The sequence below is a fragment of the Halomonas campaniensis genome (genome assembly GCF_014193375.1).
Classification (GTDB): Bacteria; Pseudomonadota; Gammaproteobacteria; order Pseudomonadales; family Halomonadaceae; genus Halomonas; species Halomonas campaniensis.
In genome coordinates, this window is sequence record NZ_JACHZF010000022.1 from 14,361 (window position 1) to 27,868 (window position 13,508).

The 13,508-nt window shown below is 69.3% G+C and carries 13 protein-coding genes and 1 pseudogene; 4 read left to right on the plus strand and 10 right to left on the minus strand.

Going from position 1 to position 13,508, the window contains the following annotated elements; translation table 11 throughout:
* Positions 1–396: pseudogene (locus tag BDK63_RS18415) on the minus strand (signal recognition particle-docking protein FtsY); the annotation flags it as partial.
* 91 nt (positions 397–487) lie between these two features.
* Here BDK63_RS18415 and rsmD point away from each other — a divergent pair.
* A complete protein-coding gene (rsmD, locus tag BDK63_RS14295; protein ID WP_183333120.1) occupies positions 488–1,159 on the plus strand; it encodes a 16S rRNA (guanine(966)-N(2))-methyltransferase RsmD in 672 nt (223 codons plus the stop codon).
* A 100-nt stretch (positions 1,160–1,259) separates the two neighbouring features.
* Positions 1,260–1,451: a cell division protein ZapB gene (locus BDK63_RS14300; RefSeq protein ID WP_183333122.1), complete on the plus strand. Its 192-nt coding sequence runs from the start codon at positions 1,260–1,262 to the stop codon at positions 1,449–1,451.
* Positions 1,452–1,472: 21 nt separating this feature from the next.
* On the opposite strand, the gene BDK63_RS14305 is transcribed toward BDK63_RS14300, so the two are convergent.
* From BDK63_RS14305 to BDK63_RS14340, 8 genes are all read right to left on the minus strand, one after another.
* On the minus strand, positions 1,473–1,988 hold the full coding sequence (locus tag BDK63_RS14305; protein WP_343065324.1) for a GNAT family N-acetyltransferase: 516 nt from the start codon (positions 1,986–1,988) through the stop codon (positions 1,473–1,475).
* Entirely contained in the window at positions 1,978–2,802 is an 825-nt protein-coding gene (locus BDK63_RS14310; protein WP_343065325.1) for a hypothetical protein, read from the minus strand. The genes BDK63_RS14305 and BDK63_RS14310 overlap by 11 nt, the downstream gene beginning before the upstream one ends.
* Positions 2,799–3,110, minus strand: a complete 312-nt coding sequence (locus BDK63_RS14315; RefSeq protein WP_183333124.1) for a BolA family protein — start codon at positions 3,108–3,110, stop codon at positions 2,799–2,801. The genes BDK63_RS14310 and BDK63_RS14315 overlap by 4 nt, the downstream gene beginning before the upstream one ends.
* Before the next feature lie 42 nt (positions 3,111–3,152).
* The gene (locus BDK63_RS14320) at positions 3,153–4,571 is read right to left on the minus strand and encodes an MFS transporter (RefSeq protein ID WP_183333126.1); all 1,419 of its coding nucleotides are present in this window, start codon (positions 4,569–4,571) and stop codon (positions 3,153–3,155) included.
* A gap of 78 nt (positions 4,572–4,649) precedes the next feature.
* On the minus strand, positions 4,650–5,036 hold the full coding sequence (locus BDK63_RS14325) for a hypothetical protein (protein ID WP_183333128.1): 387 nt from the start codon (positions 5,034–5,036) through the stop codon (positions 4,650–4,652).
* A 60-nt stretch (positions 5,037–5,096) separates the two neighbouring features.
* A complete protein-coding gene (gene lysS / locus BDK63_RS14330; protein ID WP_183333130.1) occupies positions 5,097–6,662 on the minus strand; it encodes a lysine--tRNA ligase in 1,566 nt (521 codons plus the stop codon).
* A gap of 4 nt (positions 6,663–6,666) precedes the next feature.
* Positions 6,667–7,765 (minus strand): peptide chain release factor 2 gene (prfB, locus tag BDK63_RS14335; RefSeq protein ID WP_183333132.1). Its coding sequence is split into 2 segments (ribosomal slippage): positions 6,667–7,689 and positions 7,691–7,765, totalling 1,098 coding nucleotides; the frame shifts between segments, so codons are not numbered across the junction.
* 198 nt (positions 7,766–7,963) lie between these two features.
* Positions 7,964–9,295: an OmpP1/FadL family transporter gene (locus BDK63_RS14340; RefSeq protein WP_183333134.1), complete on the minus strand. Its 1,332-nt coding sequence runs from the start codon at positions 9,293–9,295 to the stop codon at positions 7,964–7,966.
* A 308-nt stretch (positions 9,296–9,603) separates the two neighbouring features.
* On the opposite strand from BDK63_RS14340, the gene BDK63_RS14345 reads away from it, so the two are divergent.
* Both BDK63_RS14345 and BDK63_RS14350 read left to right on the plus strand, forming a co-directional pair.
* The gene (locus BDK63_RS14345; protein ID WP_183333136.1) at positions 9,604–10,068 is read left to right on the plus strand and encodes a MerR family transcriptional regulator; all 465 of its coding nucleotides are present in this window, start codon (positions 9,604–9,606) and stop codon (positions 10,066–10,068) included.
* The gene (locus BDK63_RS14350) at positions 10,065–12,827 is read left to right on the plus strand and encodes a heavy metal translocating P-type ATPase (RefSeq protein WP_343065326.1); all 2,763 of its coding nucleotides are present in this window, start codon (positions 10,065–10,067) and stop codon (positions 12,825–12,827) included. Before BDK63_RS14345 ends, BDK63_RS14350 begins: the two co-directional genes overlap by 4 nt.
* A gap of 60 nt (positions 12,828–12,887) precedes the next feature.
* Here the strand turns inward: BDK63_RS14350 and BDK63_RS14355 are convergent, their stop codons facing one another.
* On the minus strand, positions 12,888–13,505 hold the full coding sequence (locus BDK63_RS14355; protein ID WP_183333138.1) for a YitT family protein: 618 nt from the start codon (positions 13,503–13,505) through the stop codon (positions 12,888–12,890).
* Between the last annotated feature and the right edge of the window lie 3 nt (positions 13,506–13,508).

Genomic DNA, 13,508 nt, shown 5'->3' on the forward strand with positions numbered 1-13,508 from the left:
GGGCTCGGGCTCGGGCTCGGGCTCGGGCTCGGGCTCGGGCTCGGGCTCGGGCTCGGGCTCGGGCTCGGGCTCGGGCTCGGGCTCGGGCTCGGGCTCGGGCTCGGCAGCAGGCTGCGCCACCTCCTCCCCGGGTTCAATGACGGGGACCTCGGTGGAGGCCTCGGCGGGTTCGACCTCCTCGACGACCGGCTCGGCCTTGGGGCGAGGCTCATGCGCCTCCTCGGCAGTCGCTTCCTCGGCGAGGGGCTCCGCCGGCGCGACGCGCTCGGGCTCGGCGCGGACGTCGGCCTCTTCCGCGCCCTCCTCGGGCGCCTCGGCGGCCTGCTCCTGGCGCTCCTGCTCCTCCCGGGTCGCCTCTTGCTCCTGCTGCTTCTTGCGCTTGAAAAAACCGAACATGGACAGAATCAGCCTCGCGGATGAACGAATCGCCACATCCTACCACCGCGCACCATGACTGTGGATAAGCCCGCGGGTACAATCCGCCCCCATGACACGACGCCGCCCCTCCTCTCGAAAGCCCCGCCCGCCCGCGAGCGCCAAGGCCAAGGGCCCCGGCCGCCGGAACGCCGGCCGCCGGAACGCTGGCCGGCTGCGCCTGATCGGCGGCGACTACCGCCGCCGGCTGCTGCCGGTGCTCGACAGCCCCGGCCTGCGCCCCACTCCCGACCGGGTGCGCGAGACCCTGTTCAACTGGCTGGCCGCCGCCACGCCCGGCGCCCGGGTCCTGGACCTCTTTGCCGGCACCGGGGCCCTGGGGCTGGAAGCACTCTCGCGGGGCGCCCGAAAGGCCTCCTTCGTGGAGCGCGACCCCCGGGTGGCCCGCCAGCTGGAGGAGAACCTGGCGACGCTCCAGGCCGACGAGCGGGGTCGGGTCATCGTCGGCGACGCCCTGACCTTCCTCGCCGAGGGGCCGACGCCCTGCTCGCTGGCATTCCTCGACCCGCCCTTCCGCCAGGGGCTCGCCGAGCCCTGCTGCGCCGCCCTGGAGGCGGGCTGGCTCACCGGCGACGCCTGGATCTACGTGGAGACCGAAGCGGGGATCGAGCCCAGGGTGCCGGCGACATGGCAGCTGCACCGCGAGGTGCGCGCCGGCGACAGTCACGGCCGGCTCTACCGCCGCGCCGCCGCCGCCTCGTCGCCGCCCGACGACGCTTGCTGAGCCAGGGGCTCGGCGTTACGCTGCAGCCTCGGCACCGCCCGCGACGGGCGCCGGCTCGGCCGCAAGGACCACCCCCGGAACGACACCCCAGGAGAAAAGGATGAGCATCGAACTCTTCAACCGGCTCGAACAGAAGGTCGCCAGCGCCGTCGAGGCCCTGGAACTGCTGAAGATGGAAGCCGAGGAGCTGCGCGAGGAAAACAGCCGACTGAAGCAGGAGCGTGAGGAGTGGGAGCGCCGGCTTTCGGCCCTGCTGGGCAAGTTCGACGACGTCGATACCGGCGGCAACTGACAGCGGCCGGGCGCCCGCCTCTCAGGTGGCGGGCGTCCGGACCAGCGGGAGCGACATCAGCACCGCGTCCTCCCGCAACGCCCCGGGCTCCCGGGGCGGATAGTACCCCCGCCGGCGGCCATCCTCCCCGAAACCGCCGCGCCGATAGAGGGCGATGGCCGCCAGGTTGCCCGCCCTGACCTCCAGCAGCAGCCGCTCGCTGCCCCACTCGCGGGCCTGGTCGACCACCACGCCGAGCAGCGTCCCGGCAAGCCCCTGGCCGCGCCGGGCACCGTCCACCAGGATCGCCTGGAGCTCCGCCTCGAAGGGCAGCCGAGCCACCGTGGCATAGGCCACTAGCCCATCACCCCCCAGCGGGGTCTCGCCGGCCATCAGGCCGAACACCGCCGTGGCAGGGTCCGCCAGGACAGACCTCAGCTGCGACGCGGAACCGCCCGTGGGCCAGACGTGGGCCGCCTCCAGCGCCACCACGGGCGGGAGGTCGGCCTCCGTCAGGCGCACCAGCACCGGCTTCGCTGCCTGCGTGCTAGCCCTCACCCGGCCTCTCCTCGGCGGACGCCTGCCACGCCTGGCCCCAGGCCAGCAGCTGCGGCAGCAGCGCTCGCTTGGCCTCGGCGCTGACGGCCAGCTCCGCCAGGGAGGGCCCCTGCCAGGCGGGCAGCTCCAGCAGCGGGCAGCGGCCGTCGGCCACGGTCAGGACCCGGCCCAGGGCCTCGTCATGGCCGAACAGCAGCAGCCGCTCGGGCAGCCAGCCGCGGCGGCGCGCGCCAGCCACGAAGGCCTGCACGCCCTGGCGCGCCTCCTCGAGGGGCGCCTCCACCGGCAGGCCCTCCTGCAGCGGCCAGCGAAAGGGCTCGAAGGGAGGCAGCGCCCGGGCCGGGACACCGGCGGCCTGCAGCAGGTTGGCGAGCAGCGCCAGGTGGGTGCGTTCGGGGGCCGCCTCCCCCGGCAGCAGCAGCAGCCAGCGCCCCTCGAGACAGGCCACCTGGAAGGTGAAGTGCAGCGCCTCGGCGGGGGCGACAGCGGCCTCGTCGGAGGCTGGGTCGGCCGCGGGCGGCGTGGCCTCGGGCGGAGCGCCACCCAGCAGCGCCCGCGCCTTGCCGGGGCCGGCCGGGCGCTGGCCTCGCTCGCGAGGGGAAGGCTCCGGCGCCTCCCGCGGCACCGTAGGCGTCTTCGCCGCCTCGTCCAGCAGGGCATGCAGCCGCTCCCCGGGGGGCTCGGGCGGCGGCGCCTCGGGCAGCTCCCAGTCGCAGGCCGGGGTCGGCCGGGCATTGGGCAGCGCATAGCGCGCCACCCAGGCCGTCAGCCCCATGGCCTCCAGATACTGCAGACGCTGCGGCTCGGGGGTCACGACTGGCTGCCGCCCCGGCAGTCGGGGGAGTCCGGGCGGGACTGCCCGCTGGCCTGCCACTCGGCGGGCGTATAGAGGTGCAGGGCCAGGGCGTGGACCGGCCCGGCCAGCTCGTCGGCCAGCAGCGCGTAGAGCTGCTGATGACGCTTCACCGGCATCAGCCCCTCGAAGCGCTCGGAGACGAGGGTCACCTTGAAGTGGGTCTCGGAATTGGCCGGCACGCTGTGCCGGTGGCTCTCGTTCTCCACCGCCACGAAGACGGGATCGAGAGCCTGCAGCTTCTCTTCGATGATGGCCTGGATGCGCATGGCACCTCCCCGGTAGGCAAGTGGATGCCCCATTGTACTCGCTCAGTCGCTCGCCGACGACGACTCGGCGGCGCGACGCCGGCGGGCCTGGGCGGCACCGGCCAGGGGAGTGCGGGCGAGGCTGGCCGACAGGGCCACCAGGCAGGCCGCCCCGCCCACCCAGAGCGTGGCCTGCACCGGGGCCCCGGCGGCCAGGAAGGCCCCCACCAGGGCCACCCCCAGGGACTGCCCCACGGTACGCGAGGTGCTCATGGCGCCGGAGGCACTGGCGCTGCGCTCCCGCGGCACCGTGCTCATCAACTCGCGATTGTTGGGCGGCTGGAAGAGCCCGAAGCCGACGCCGCACAGCAGCATGCGCCACAGCACGTCGACCACCCCGGCCCCGGCATCGAGCCAGGCCAGCGAGACCAGCCCCGCCAGCAGCAGCGCGAGCCCGGTGGAGGCCAGCAGGCTGGGATTGACCCGGTCGGCCAGGCGCCCGGCCCGGGGTCCCACCAGCATGATCGCCAGCGGCCAGGGGGTGAACAGCCAGGCGGTCTCGAGCGGCGAGAACCCCATCTCCTGCTGGAACAGGAAGGAGAGCGCCACGAAGGCCAGGCCCTGGCCCACGAAGGCCGTGCCCTGGGCGGCGAGTGCCAGGCTGAAGCGCGGCTCGGCGAAGATGTCCAGCGGCAGCAGCGGATGGGTGGCACGGCGCTGGCGCCGCAGGAAGCCCCATGCCGCCGCGATGCTCAGCGCCAGCCAGGCCACCACCTGCCAGGCGGGCGCCTGGTGGCCGACGCCGTCCATGGCCATGAAGAAGCCGCCGAGCATCGCCACCGAGAGCAGTGCGCCGGCCATGTCGAAGCCCCCTCGCCGACCGGCCTCCCGCGGCAGCGCCCGCCACGCCAGGACCACCGCGATCACGCCCAGCGGCAGGTGCAGGGCGAACAGCCAGGGCCAGTCCGCCACCGAGAGCACCAGGCCGCCGATGGCCGGCCCCGTGGCATAGCCGGCGGCGACCACCATGGCGGAGAGGCCCAGCGCGCTGCCGAGCAGCCGCGAGGGGAAGATGGAGCGGTAGAGCGACGGCCCGATGGAGAGCGTCGCCGCGGCCCCGAGCCCCTGCAGGGCGCGGAACACCAGCAGCGACTCCAGGCTGGTGGAGAGCGCACTGCCCAGCGACGCCAGGGTGAAGACGCCTACCCCCGCCACGTAGAGCCGGCGGCGGCTGACCAGTTCGCTCAGCGCGGCGAACACCAGCAGGAAGGCCGCGCAGCTAATCTGGAAGAGGTTGGTCACCCAGACGGCCCGGGAGGCCGACACCTCGAGGCCTGTCGCGATCGAGGGCAGGGCAATGTTGACCATGGTGGTGTCCACCACCGCCATCAGTGTACCGAGCACCAGCGCCAGCACGGCCAGGCGACGCGCCGGCCCGGGCAGGCCGTCGTCGCCGGGGCGTGAATCGAAGAGTCGGCTCATCCTGTTTCCATCACGGCGGGGTCGATAACGAAGAAACCGGCCGAAGCCGGTTTCTCGAGGGGAGTGGCCGGTCAGGGATCAGTCCTGATCGGTCTCCAGCAGCAGGCTGTCGTCCACCTCGGAGATCTCCAGGGCCGCCTCGTCGTCGAGGTCGATGGCCAGGTAGCTGTGCTCGACGCGCAGGAAGCGCTGGAACAGCGGCCAGTCGATGGCCTCGGGCCACTGCCGCTCGTCTTCCTCCCAGGCACGCAGCTCGGTCTCGAGGATCTCGAGATAGCGCTCGCGCACGAAGGACTCCAGGGCCTCGGGGGTGTCCATCTCCGGTATCAGGTAGACGGTGCTCTCCCGTTCGACGTCGGCGAGCGTCAGGTCATCATCGCCAAGGGTGGGCTCGAGCCCGTTGATCCAGTCCACGAAAGGCTGGGTCGGGCGCACGCTCAGGGCGGAGCGGTTGAGCAGTTTCATGGCGGTCTCCTCGACGTCGAAACGGTGACCATTATGGGCGCCGCAGGCGGTGTTTACCAACTATTCCACCTCGGGCCGCATGGCCGGGAAGAGCAGCACATCGCGGATCGAGGCGCTGTCGGTGAACAGCATCACCAGCCGGTCGATGCCGATGCCCTCGCCGGCGGTGGGCGGCAGGCCATACTCGAGCGCGCGCACGTAGTCGGCGTCGTAGTACATCGCCTCAAGGTCGCCGGCGTCCTTCTCCGCCGCCTGGGCGCGGAAGCGCTCGGCCTGGTCCTCGGCATCGTTGAGCTCCGAGAAGCCGTTGGCGATCTCGCGGCCGCCGACGAAGAACTCGAAGCGCTCGGTGACGAAGGGGTCGGAATCCTTGCGCCGCGCCAGCGGGCTCACCTCGGTGGGGTACTCGGTGATGAAGGTGGGCTGCTTCAGGCGATGCTCGACGGTCTTCTCGAAGATCTCGATCTGGATCTTGCCCAGCCCCCAGCCGTCCTTGACGTCGATATCCAGCCGCTCGGCGATCTGGCGCGCGGCGGACTCGTCGGCCAGCGCCTCGGCGTGGATGTCCGGGTTGAACTCGAGGATCGCATCGAACACCGTGATCCGCTTCAGCGGGCTGCCGAAGTCATACTCGAAGGTCTCGAGCACCTCGCCCTCGCTGTTGCGCACCGTGTTGACCACCGTGGTGGTCCCCAGCACCTGGCGGGCCACGCTGCGCAGCATCTCCTCGGTCAGGTCCATCAGGTCGTGATGGTTCGCATGGGCCTGATAGAACTCGATCATCGTGAACTCGGGGTTGTGCCGAGTGGAGAGGCCCTCGTTGCGGAAGTTGCGGTTGATCTCGAAGACCCGCTCGAAGCCGCCCACCACCAGGCGCTTCAGGTAGAGCTCCGGCGCGATGCGCAGGTACATGTCGATGTCCAGCGCGTTGTGGTGGGTGATGAAGGGACGCGCCGTGGCGCCGCCGGGAATCGGCTGCAGCATCGGCGTCTCCACCTCCATGAAGCCGCGCTCCTCGAAGAAGCGGCGCATGGCGCTGATCACCCCGGCCCGGGTCTCGAAGACCCGGCGCGAGTCGGGGTTCATGATCAGGTCCACGTAGCGCTGCCGGTAGCGCGCCTCCATGTCGGTCAGGCCGTGGAACTTGTCGGGCAGCGGGCGCAGGCTCTTGGTGAGCAGCTTCGCCTCGACCATCATCACGTAGAGGTCGCCCTTGCCGGACTTGTGGATCGGCCCGCGGGCCGCGACGATGTCGCCGATGTCCCAGCCCTTGACGTCCTCCAGCACCTCGGCCGGCAGCCCCTTCTTGTCGACATAGAGCTGGATTTGGCCCGAGGCGTCCTGGATGACGATGAACGGGCCCCGCTTGCGCATGATGCGCCCAGCCACCGATGCCTGGCGGTCCAGCGCTTCCAGCTCGGCCTTGTCCCTGTCGCCCAGCTCATTGATCAGCTCCGCCGCCTGGCTGTCGCGGCGGAAGTCGTTGGGGAAGGCGCTCTCGCCGCGCTCGGCGGCCCGCTCGCGACGCGCGGCCAGCTTGGCGCGGCGCTCGGCGATCAGGCGGTTCTCGTCGTTCTGCGGGCTGCTTTGTGAAGGGCTATCCGGTGATGAGCTCTCGTTGGCCATTTGGTTACAATCCTTGCTTGAGGCTGGCGACGATAAACTGGTCCAGATCACCATCCAGCACCTTGTCGCAGTTGCTGGTCTGCACGCCGGTGCGCAGGTCCTTGATGCGCTGGTCGTCCAGCACGTAGGAGCGGATCTGGCTGCCCCAGCCGATGTCGGCCTTGGAGTCCTCCGCTTCCTGCTTGGCGGCGTTGCGCTTCTCCATCTCGTGTTCCCACAGCTTCGCCTTGAGCTGCTTCATGGCGAAGTCGCGGTTGGCGTGCTGGCTGCGCTGGCTCTGGCAGGCCACCACGATGCCGGTGGGCTCGTGGGTGATCCGCACCGCCGAGTCGGTGGTGTTGACGTGCTGGCCGCCGGCGCCGCTGGAGCGGTAGGTATCGACGCGCAGGTCCGCCGGGTTGATCTCGACCTCGAAGCTGTCGTCGATCTCCGGTGACAGGAACACCGAGGCGAACGAGGTATGGCGGCGGCCGCCGGAGTCGAAGGGGCTCTTGCGCACCAGGCGGTGCACGCCGGTCTCGGTGCGCAGCCAGCCGAAGGCGTGGTCGCCCTGGACATGCACCGTGGCGGACTTGATACCGGCCACCTCGCCGCCGGAGAGCTCGAGGATCTCGGCCTTGAAGCCGTGATGCTCGGCCCAGCGCAGGTACATGCGCAGCAGCATGTTGGCCCAGTCCTGGGCCTCGGTGCCGCCGGAGCCCGCCTGGATGTCCAGGTAGGCGTTGCTCTCGTCCATCTCGCCGGAGAACATGCGCCGGAACTCCAGCCGCTCGAGGCTCGCCTGCATGCCGTCGAGCTCCTTCTGGACCTCGGCGACGGTATCCTCGTCCTCCTCCATCTCGGCCAGCTCCAGCAGGTCGCGGCTATCCGCGAGGCCCTGGTCGAGCTCGTCGATGGTCTGGACGATGGTTTCCAGCGAGGCGCGCTCCTTGCCCAGCTTCTGGGCGTAGTCCGGGTCGTTCCAGACGCCCGGGTCCTCGAGCTCGCGGGTGACTTCCTCTAGCCGATCCTTGCGTTCGGCATAGTCAAAGATACCCCCTCAGGACGTCTGTCCGCTCGGACAGGTCCTTGATGAGTTGGTGAATCGGGTTGGTTTCCAGCATGGGGCTCATCCGAGTCAGCGTTGGAAAAACGGCCGCCGCGGCGCTGACATGTCGTCAAGGCCCCGGCGGCGCGAAAAGGACGCCTATTGTAGCGAAACCCGCGCCCCGCCGCACCCACCCCGCGCCAGGCTCGGCCACCCTGACGCACGGAACCCGGCCTCGGCCGGGTTCCAGTGGTTACGCCTGGCTGGCCGCCGCTCAGAAGCGGTAGGTCAGCTGGGCGCCGAAGCCATGGGCCTCGTTCTTGTAGTCGGCGGAGTACGCGGATACCACATCCGGAACAGGTAAGCTCTCGTGGTCCACACGGCTTTGATCAACTCGTGTACCGCGCTCTGTCAGGTAGGAGTAGGCAAGATCCAGGGTCAGATTATCCGTGGGTGTCCAGCCGGCCCCGATGGAGAAGATGCGACGGTCGTCAGACGGGATTCGTGCGCTACGGAAGTCATCACTGGTCGGAGTGAAGTCCAGCGTGATGCCCGCTCGCAACGCCAGTTGCGGATTCAGCTGGTACTCACCACCCAGCGAATAGGCCCATGCATTGGAGTAATCCTGCTGCTCAAGGGTGATGGGGTCACCACCTGGATCGTTAGGGTCTACCACACGGATCTCGTTGAAGCGGCTCCAGCGGGTCCAAGAGGCACCCGCCATCAGCTTGAGATTGTCGCTCATCTGCTGAGTGATGGAGAAATTGACGGTCTCTGGTGTGGTCAGGTCCAGCTTGGCATCTCGGTTCAATCGGTCGGGAGCAAATGTATCAACAAGCCCAGCTGGGTCTTTGGCGCGATAGTCACCCGTCAGCGTATAGCTGACCTTGGAGCGATAAGTCAGCCCAAAGGTCGTCTCGGGCACCGGCTGGAACAGCACGCCCAGGTTGTAACCCCAGCCATCATCATCGCCATCAACACGGGCATCCAAGTCTGATGAAGGGTCGGTCGGGTTAAAAGGGTTTGCTACTTGTCGATGCAATTCACCATCGACGCGGTTGTAGGTCACACCCGCACCAATTGACCACTGCTCATTGAAGCGATAGGAGACCGTCGGCTGGGCACTCATCACGGTCAGCTCGGTGTAGTTGCCCAGATTCCGCCCGATGAAACCATCCTCATAGTCGGTCTTGGAGCCGAAGGGGGCGTAGACACCGAAACCGAAGGCCAGGCGCTCATTGACCGGGTGTGCATAGAAGGCGAAGGGGATCAGTGTCCCAGGCACCATGTCTCCCTTCGATGAACCTTCAATCGGAACAGGGCCGGCACCGAAGTCGCGAGTTGCTCTAGCATTGTCGATATCCGTGCTGACATCCAGATATGTCCCGCCGGCCGTCACCTGGGCGCGATCCAGGAACGACATGCCGGCCGGGTTGCCGAACACGATGGTGGCGTCGTTGACGTTGGAGCTGCGCCCGGCGTGGCCGTAGCCCTGGCCGCTGACGCTCTGCTCGTTGATCTGGTAGCCGCCGGCGTGGGCCTGGCTGGCGAAGGCGGCGGCGGCAATGGCCACGGCCAGTGAAAGCCTGTTGAACTTGTTCTTCATGACGTGACTTCCCTTGGATTCAGGTTCACGGGGAGTGGATCCGACCGGCCCTCATGGCGGGGCGATGGCGTGCCCTCCCCTTTTCTCGCAACGGGGACGCAGTTTCAAGGCCAAACGTTCGTTTTAATACCGGAAACGCTAATACTTTGGTCGCACGTACGTTTGAGTGATCGAACTTTCAGTGACTTACGCAATACCCCGCTATCTGCCGACGCCGGCACGGAGGTGCGTCACGCATTCCTTGACCTTTGGGTAACACAAGGGTTTTACACTGGGCACACTGCCACGACCCAGATGAGGCAAGTGCCATGAAGGTCAGCGAGCTGGCGGGACTGGCCGGCGTCACCGCCGAGACCGTCCGCCACTACGTCCGCGAGGGGCTGCTGCACCCCGAGCGCCATCCCGACAACGGCTACCAGCTGTTCGACCAGGGCCACCTGGAGCGGCTGCGCTTCATCCAGCGTGCCCGCACCCTGGGCTTCGGCGTGGCCGAGATCCGCGACATCCTCGCCCACGCCGACCACGGCGACTCCCCCTGCCCCATGGTCCGCGACCTGCTGGCCAGCCGGCTGCCCGAGATCCACCAGCGGATCGCCGAGCTGCAGGCCCTGGCTGCGCGCATGGAGCAGGCCCTGGCGGCCTGGGCCGAGATGCCCGACGGCACCCCGGACGGCCACAGCCTGTGTCGCCTGATCGAGAGCTTCCCCGAACCGCTGAAGGGCGGCAACCGCCCGTCCTGGTGCCACGGCGGCACCGCCAAGGAGAGCCCATGAACGTCCGCCCCTCCCTCGAACGCACCGTGCCCGGCATGAGCTGCCAGGGGTGTGTGAAGCGCATGCGCGAGGCCATCCAGGCCGAGGATCCCGATGCCGAGGTCGTCGGCACTCCGGACGATAAGCGCCTGGAAGTCACCACCGGACTGGACGACCGCGCCCTGGACCGGGCGCTGCAGGGGGCAGGGTATCCGCCTTCGGGCCGCCCCCTGAGGCGCGAGCGGACGATCCCCGGCATGAGCTGCCAGGGATGCGTGAAGCGCATGCGCGAGGCCATCCAGGCCGAGGATCCCGACGCCGAGGTCGTCGGCACCCCCACAGAGAAGCGCCTGGACGTCACCACCACACTGGAGAACGAGGCCCTGGATCGGACCCTGAAGGATGCCGGCTATCCGCCCGGCGATCCCGAGGAGACGACCAGCGAGGCAGAGAGCGCCGACCCGCCGGCGCCGACCGAAGCGACGACGGCCGCTCCTGCCGCCACCGAGGGCGACGACGAGCGCGCTACCACCCGGCGTCTCTCCATCAGCGGCATGACCTGCGCCAGCTGCGTGACCAGCGTACAGAAAGCGCTGGAACGCACCCCGGGCGTGGTCGGCGCGGAGGTCAACTTCGGCACCCGCACCGCCCAGGTGCGCGGCAGCGTGAGCGAGGCCGAGCTGATCCGCGCCGTGGAGGCGGCCGGCTACGAGGCCGAGCCGATCGTCGACCTGCGCCAGGCCGAAGAGGCCCGCGCCGAGAAGGACGCCCGGGAGTATCGTCGCCGCCTGAAGGGCAGCGCCTGGTCCCTCGCGCTGGCGGTGCCGTTGATGGCCAGCATGTTCGTCTACCACCCCCACCCGGTGGGCACGGGCCGGCTGTTCTGGCTGGTGATCGGCCTGCTGACGCTGGCGGTGATGGCCGGCCCAGGCCGCCACTTCTTCGTCAATGCCTGGAAGAACCTCAAGCACCACCAGGCGAACATGGACACCCTCATCGCCATGGGCACGGGCACGGCCTGGGTCTACTCCATGGGCGTGGTGGCCTTCGCCCCCTGGCTGCCCGCCGTGGCCCACGGCATCTACTTCGAGGCCTCGGCGATGATCATCGGCCTGGTGCTGCTGGGCAACGCCCTGGAGCTGCGCGCCCGGGGCCGCACCAGCGATGCCCTCAAGCGCCTGCTCGACCTGCAGAGCCGCACCGCCCAGGTGATCCGCGACGGCGAGGAGCGCGAGCTCGACATCGACGAGGTGCGCGAGGGGGACCATATCCGCGTGCGCCCCGGCGAGCGCCTGCCGGTGGACGGCGTCGTCACCGAGGGCAGGAGCCATATCGACGAGTCGATGCTCACCGGCGAACCCGTGCCGGTGGACAAGGCCGCGGGCGACGAGGTCAGCGCCGGCACCGTCAACGGCAAGGGCTCGCTGGTCTACCGGGCCACCCGCGTCGGCGCCGACACCAAGCTCGGCCGCATCACCGAGCAGGTAGCCAGCGCCCAGAACTCCCGCCCGCCCATCGGCGAGCTGGCCGACAAGGTCTCCAGCATCTTCGTGCCCACGGTGATGATCATCGCCGTGGTCACCGCCCTGATCTGGTTCAACTTTGGCGCCGAGCCGCGGGTGATCCACATGCTGGTCACCGCCACCACGGTGCTGATCATCGCCTGCCCCTGCGCGCTGGGCCTGGCCACGCCGATCTCCACCATGATCGGGGTCGGCAAGGCCGCCGAGCACGGTGTGCTGGTAAGAAGCGGCGAGGCGCTGCAGATCGCCAGCCGGCTCACCACCCTGGTGGTGGACAAGACCGGCACCCTCACCGAGGGCAGGCCGAGCGTGACCGAAGCCGAGATCCTTGAAGGAGAAGAGCCGCAGGTGCTCGCGCTGGTGGCGGCCCTGGAGCGGGGCTCCGAGCACCCCCTGGCCGCAGCACTCATGGCATATGCCGAGGAGGCCGGCATCGAGGCCGCGGAGATACGCGACTTCGACAGCGTCACCGGCGGCGGCGTGAAGGCCGGGACGACCGACGGCAAGGCGCTGCTGCTGGGCAATGCCCGCCTGCTGGAGGAGGCCGGCGTCGACCTGGCCGGCGGCAAGGCGAAGGCCGGCGAACTGGAGGCGAAGGCGCGCACCGTGGTCTACCTGGCCGTGGACGGCCGCCTGGCCGCACTGTTCGGCATCAGCGACCCGCTGCGCCATGACACCGTGGAAGCGGTGAGGCGCCTGCAGGCCGACGGCCTCAAGGTGGTGATGCTGACCGGGGACAACGAGCACACCGCCGCCGCCATCGCCCGGGAGGTGGGCATCGACGAGTTCCGCGCCGGGCTGCTGCCCGAGGACAAGCACGCCGAGATCGAGCGCCTGCAGCAGGCCGGCGAGGTCGTCGGCATGGTCGGCGACGGCATCAACGACGCCCCCGCCCTGGCTCGCGCCGACGTGGGCTTCGCCATCGGCCAGGGCACCGACGTGGCCATCGAGAGCGCGGGGATCACCCTGATGCGGGGCTCGCTGCACGGCGTGGCCTCGGCCATCGAGATCAGCCGGGCGACACTGACCAACATCAAGCAGAACCTGGTGGGCGCCTTCGGCTACAACACCCTGTGCATTCCCATCGCCGCCGGGGTGCTCTATCCGGTCACCGGGATGCTGCTCTCGCCGATGATCGCCGGCGCGGCCATGTCGCTGTCGTCGATCACCGTGGTGAGCAACGCCAACCGGCTGCGCCTGTTCCGGCCCGCCGGCGAATCCGCAGGCAATTCCCAAGCGCAGGAGGCCACCCCATGAGCTGGCTCGTCAATCTGGCAGGCGTGGGCCTGATCGCCCTGATCGTCTGGTGGTTCTGGATCAGCTGACGCCCATGTAGCGGCCCGGCTTGTGGTTGAGCGCGATGATCAGGTTGAGGGCCACGGCGCCCAGTACCGAGAGGCCGACGCGCTCGATCGGCAGCGTCATCAGCGCCGCCAGCATGATCAAGCCATCGATGCCGAGCTGCACGTAGCCGGCCCGCCAGCCGTAGCGGTCCTGCAGGTAGAGCACCAGGATGTTCACCCCGCCGAGGCTGGAGCGGTGGCGGAACAGGATCAGCATGCCGATGCCGATCAGGCTGCCCCCCATCAGCGCCGCGTAGAGAGGGTTGAGGCCCTCGAGGGTCACCCAGCGCCCGGTCAGCTCCGAGAAGAGCGAGACCAGGGCGATGGTGGCGAAGGTGCGCAGGGTGAAGCTCCAGCCCATGCGGCGGATCGCCAGCCAGTAGAACGGCAGGTTGATCAGGAAGAACCAGGCACCGAACGCCCAGCCCGTGGCGTACTGCAGCAGGAAGGCCAGGCCGGCGGTGCTGCCGGTGAGCAGCGTCGCCTGGGTGTAGAAGGTGACGCCGAGCGCCACGAAGAGGGTCCCGACCAGCATCGCCATCACGTCCTCGTGAAGGCGGTGGGGGTCGGTGGGCAGTTCCTGAGGGTCCATCCG

Excerpts from the sequence above, each read along its gene's own strand:
- rsmD (WP_183333120.1), top strand. The coding sequence starts at position 488 with ATGACACGACGCCGCCCCTCCTCTCGAAAGCCCCGCCCGCCCGCGAGC.
- BDK63_RS14300 (WP_183333122.1), top strand. The coding sequence starts at position 1,260 with ATGAGCATCGAACTCTTCAACCGGCTCGAACAGAAGGTCGCCAGCGCC.
- BDK63_RS14315 (WP_183333124.1), bottom strand. The coding sequence starts at position 3,110 with ATGCGCATCCAGGCCATCATCGAAGAGAAGCTGCAGGCTCTCGATCCC.
- BDK63_RS14320 (WP_183333126.1), bottom strand. The coding sequence starts at position 4,571 with ATGAGCCGACTCTTCGATTCACGCCCCGGCGACGACGGCCTGCCCGGG.
- BDK63_RS14325 (WP_183333128.1), bottom strand. The coding sequence starts at position 5,036 with ATGAAACTGCTCAACCGCTCCGCCCTGAGCGTGCGCCCGACCCAGCCT.
- lysS (WP_183333130.1), bottom strand. The coding sequence starts at position 6,662 with ATGGCCAACGAGAGCTCATCACCGGATAGCCCTTCACAAAGCAGCCCG.
- BDK63_RS14340 (WP_183333134.1), bottom strand. The coding sequence starts at position 9,295 with ATGAAGAACAAGTTCAACAGGCTTTCACTGGCCGTGGCCATTGCCGCC.
- BDK63_RS14345 (WP_183333136.1), top strand. The coding sequence starts at position 9,604 with ATGAAGGTCAGCGAGCTGGCGGGACTGGCCGGCGTCACCGCCGAGACC.
- BDK63_RS14350 (WP_343065326.1), top strand. The coding sequence starts at position 10,065 with ATGAACGTCCGCCCCTCCCTCGAACGCACCGTGCCCGGCATGAGCTGC.
- BDK63_RS14355 (WP_183333138.1), bottom strand. The coding sequence starts at position 13,505 with ATGGACCCTCAGGAACTGCCCACCGACCCCCACCGCCTTCACGAGGAC.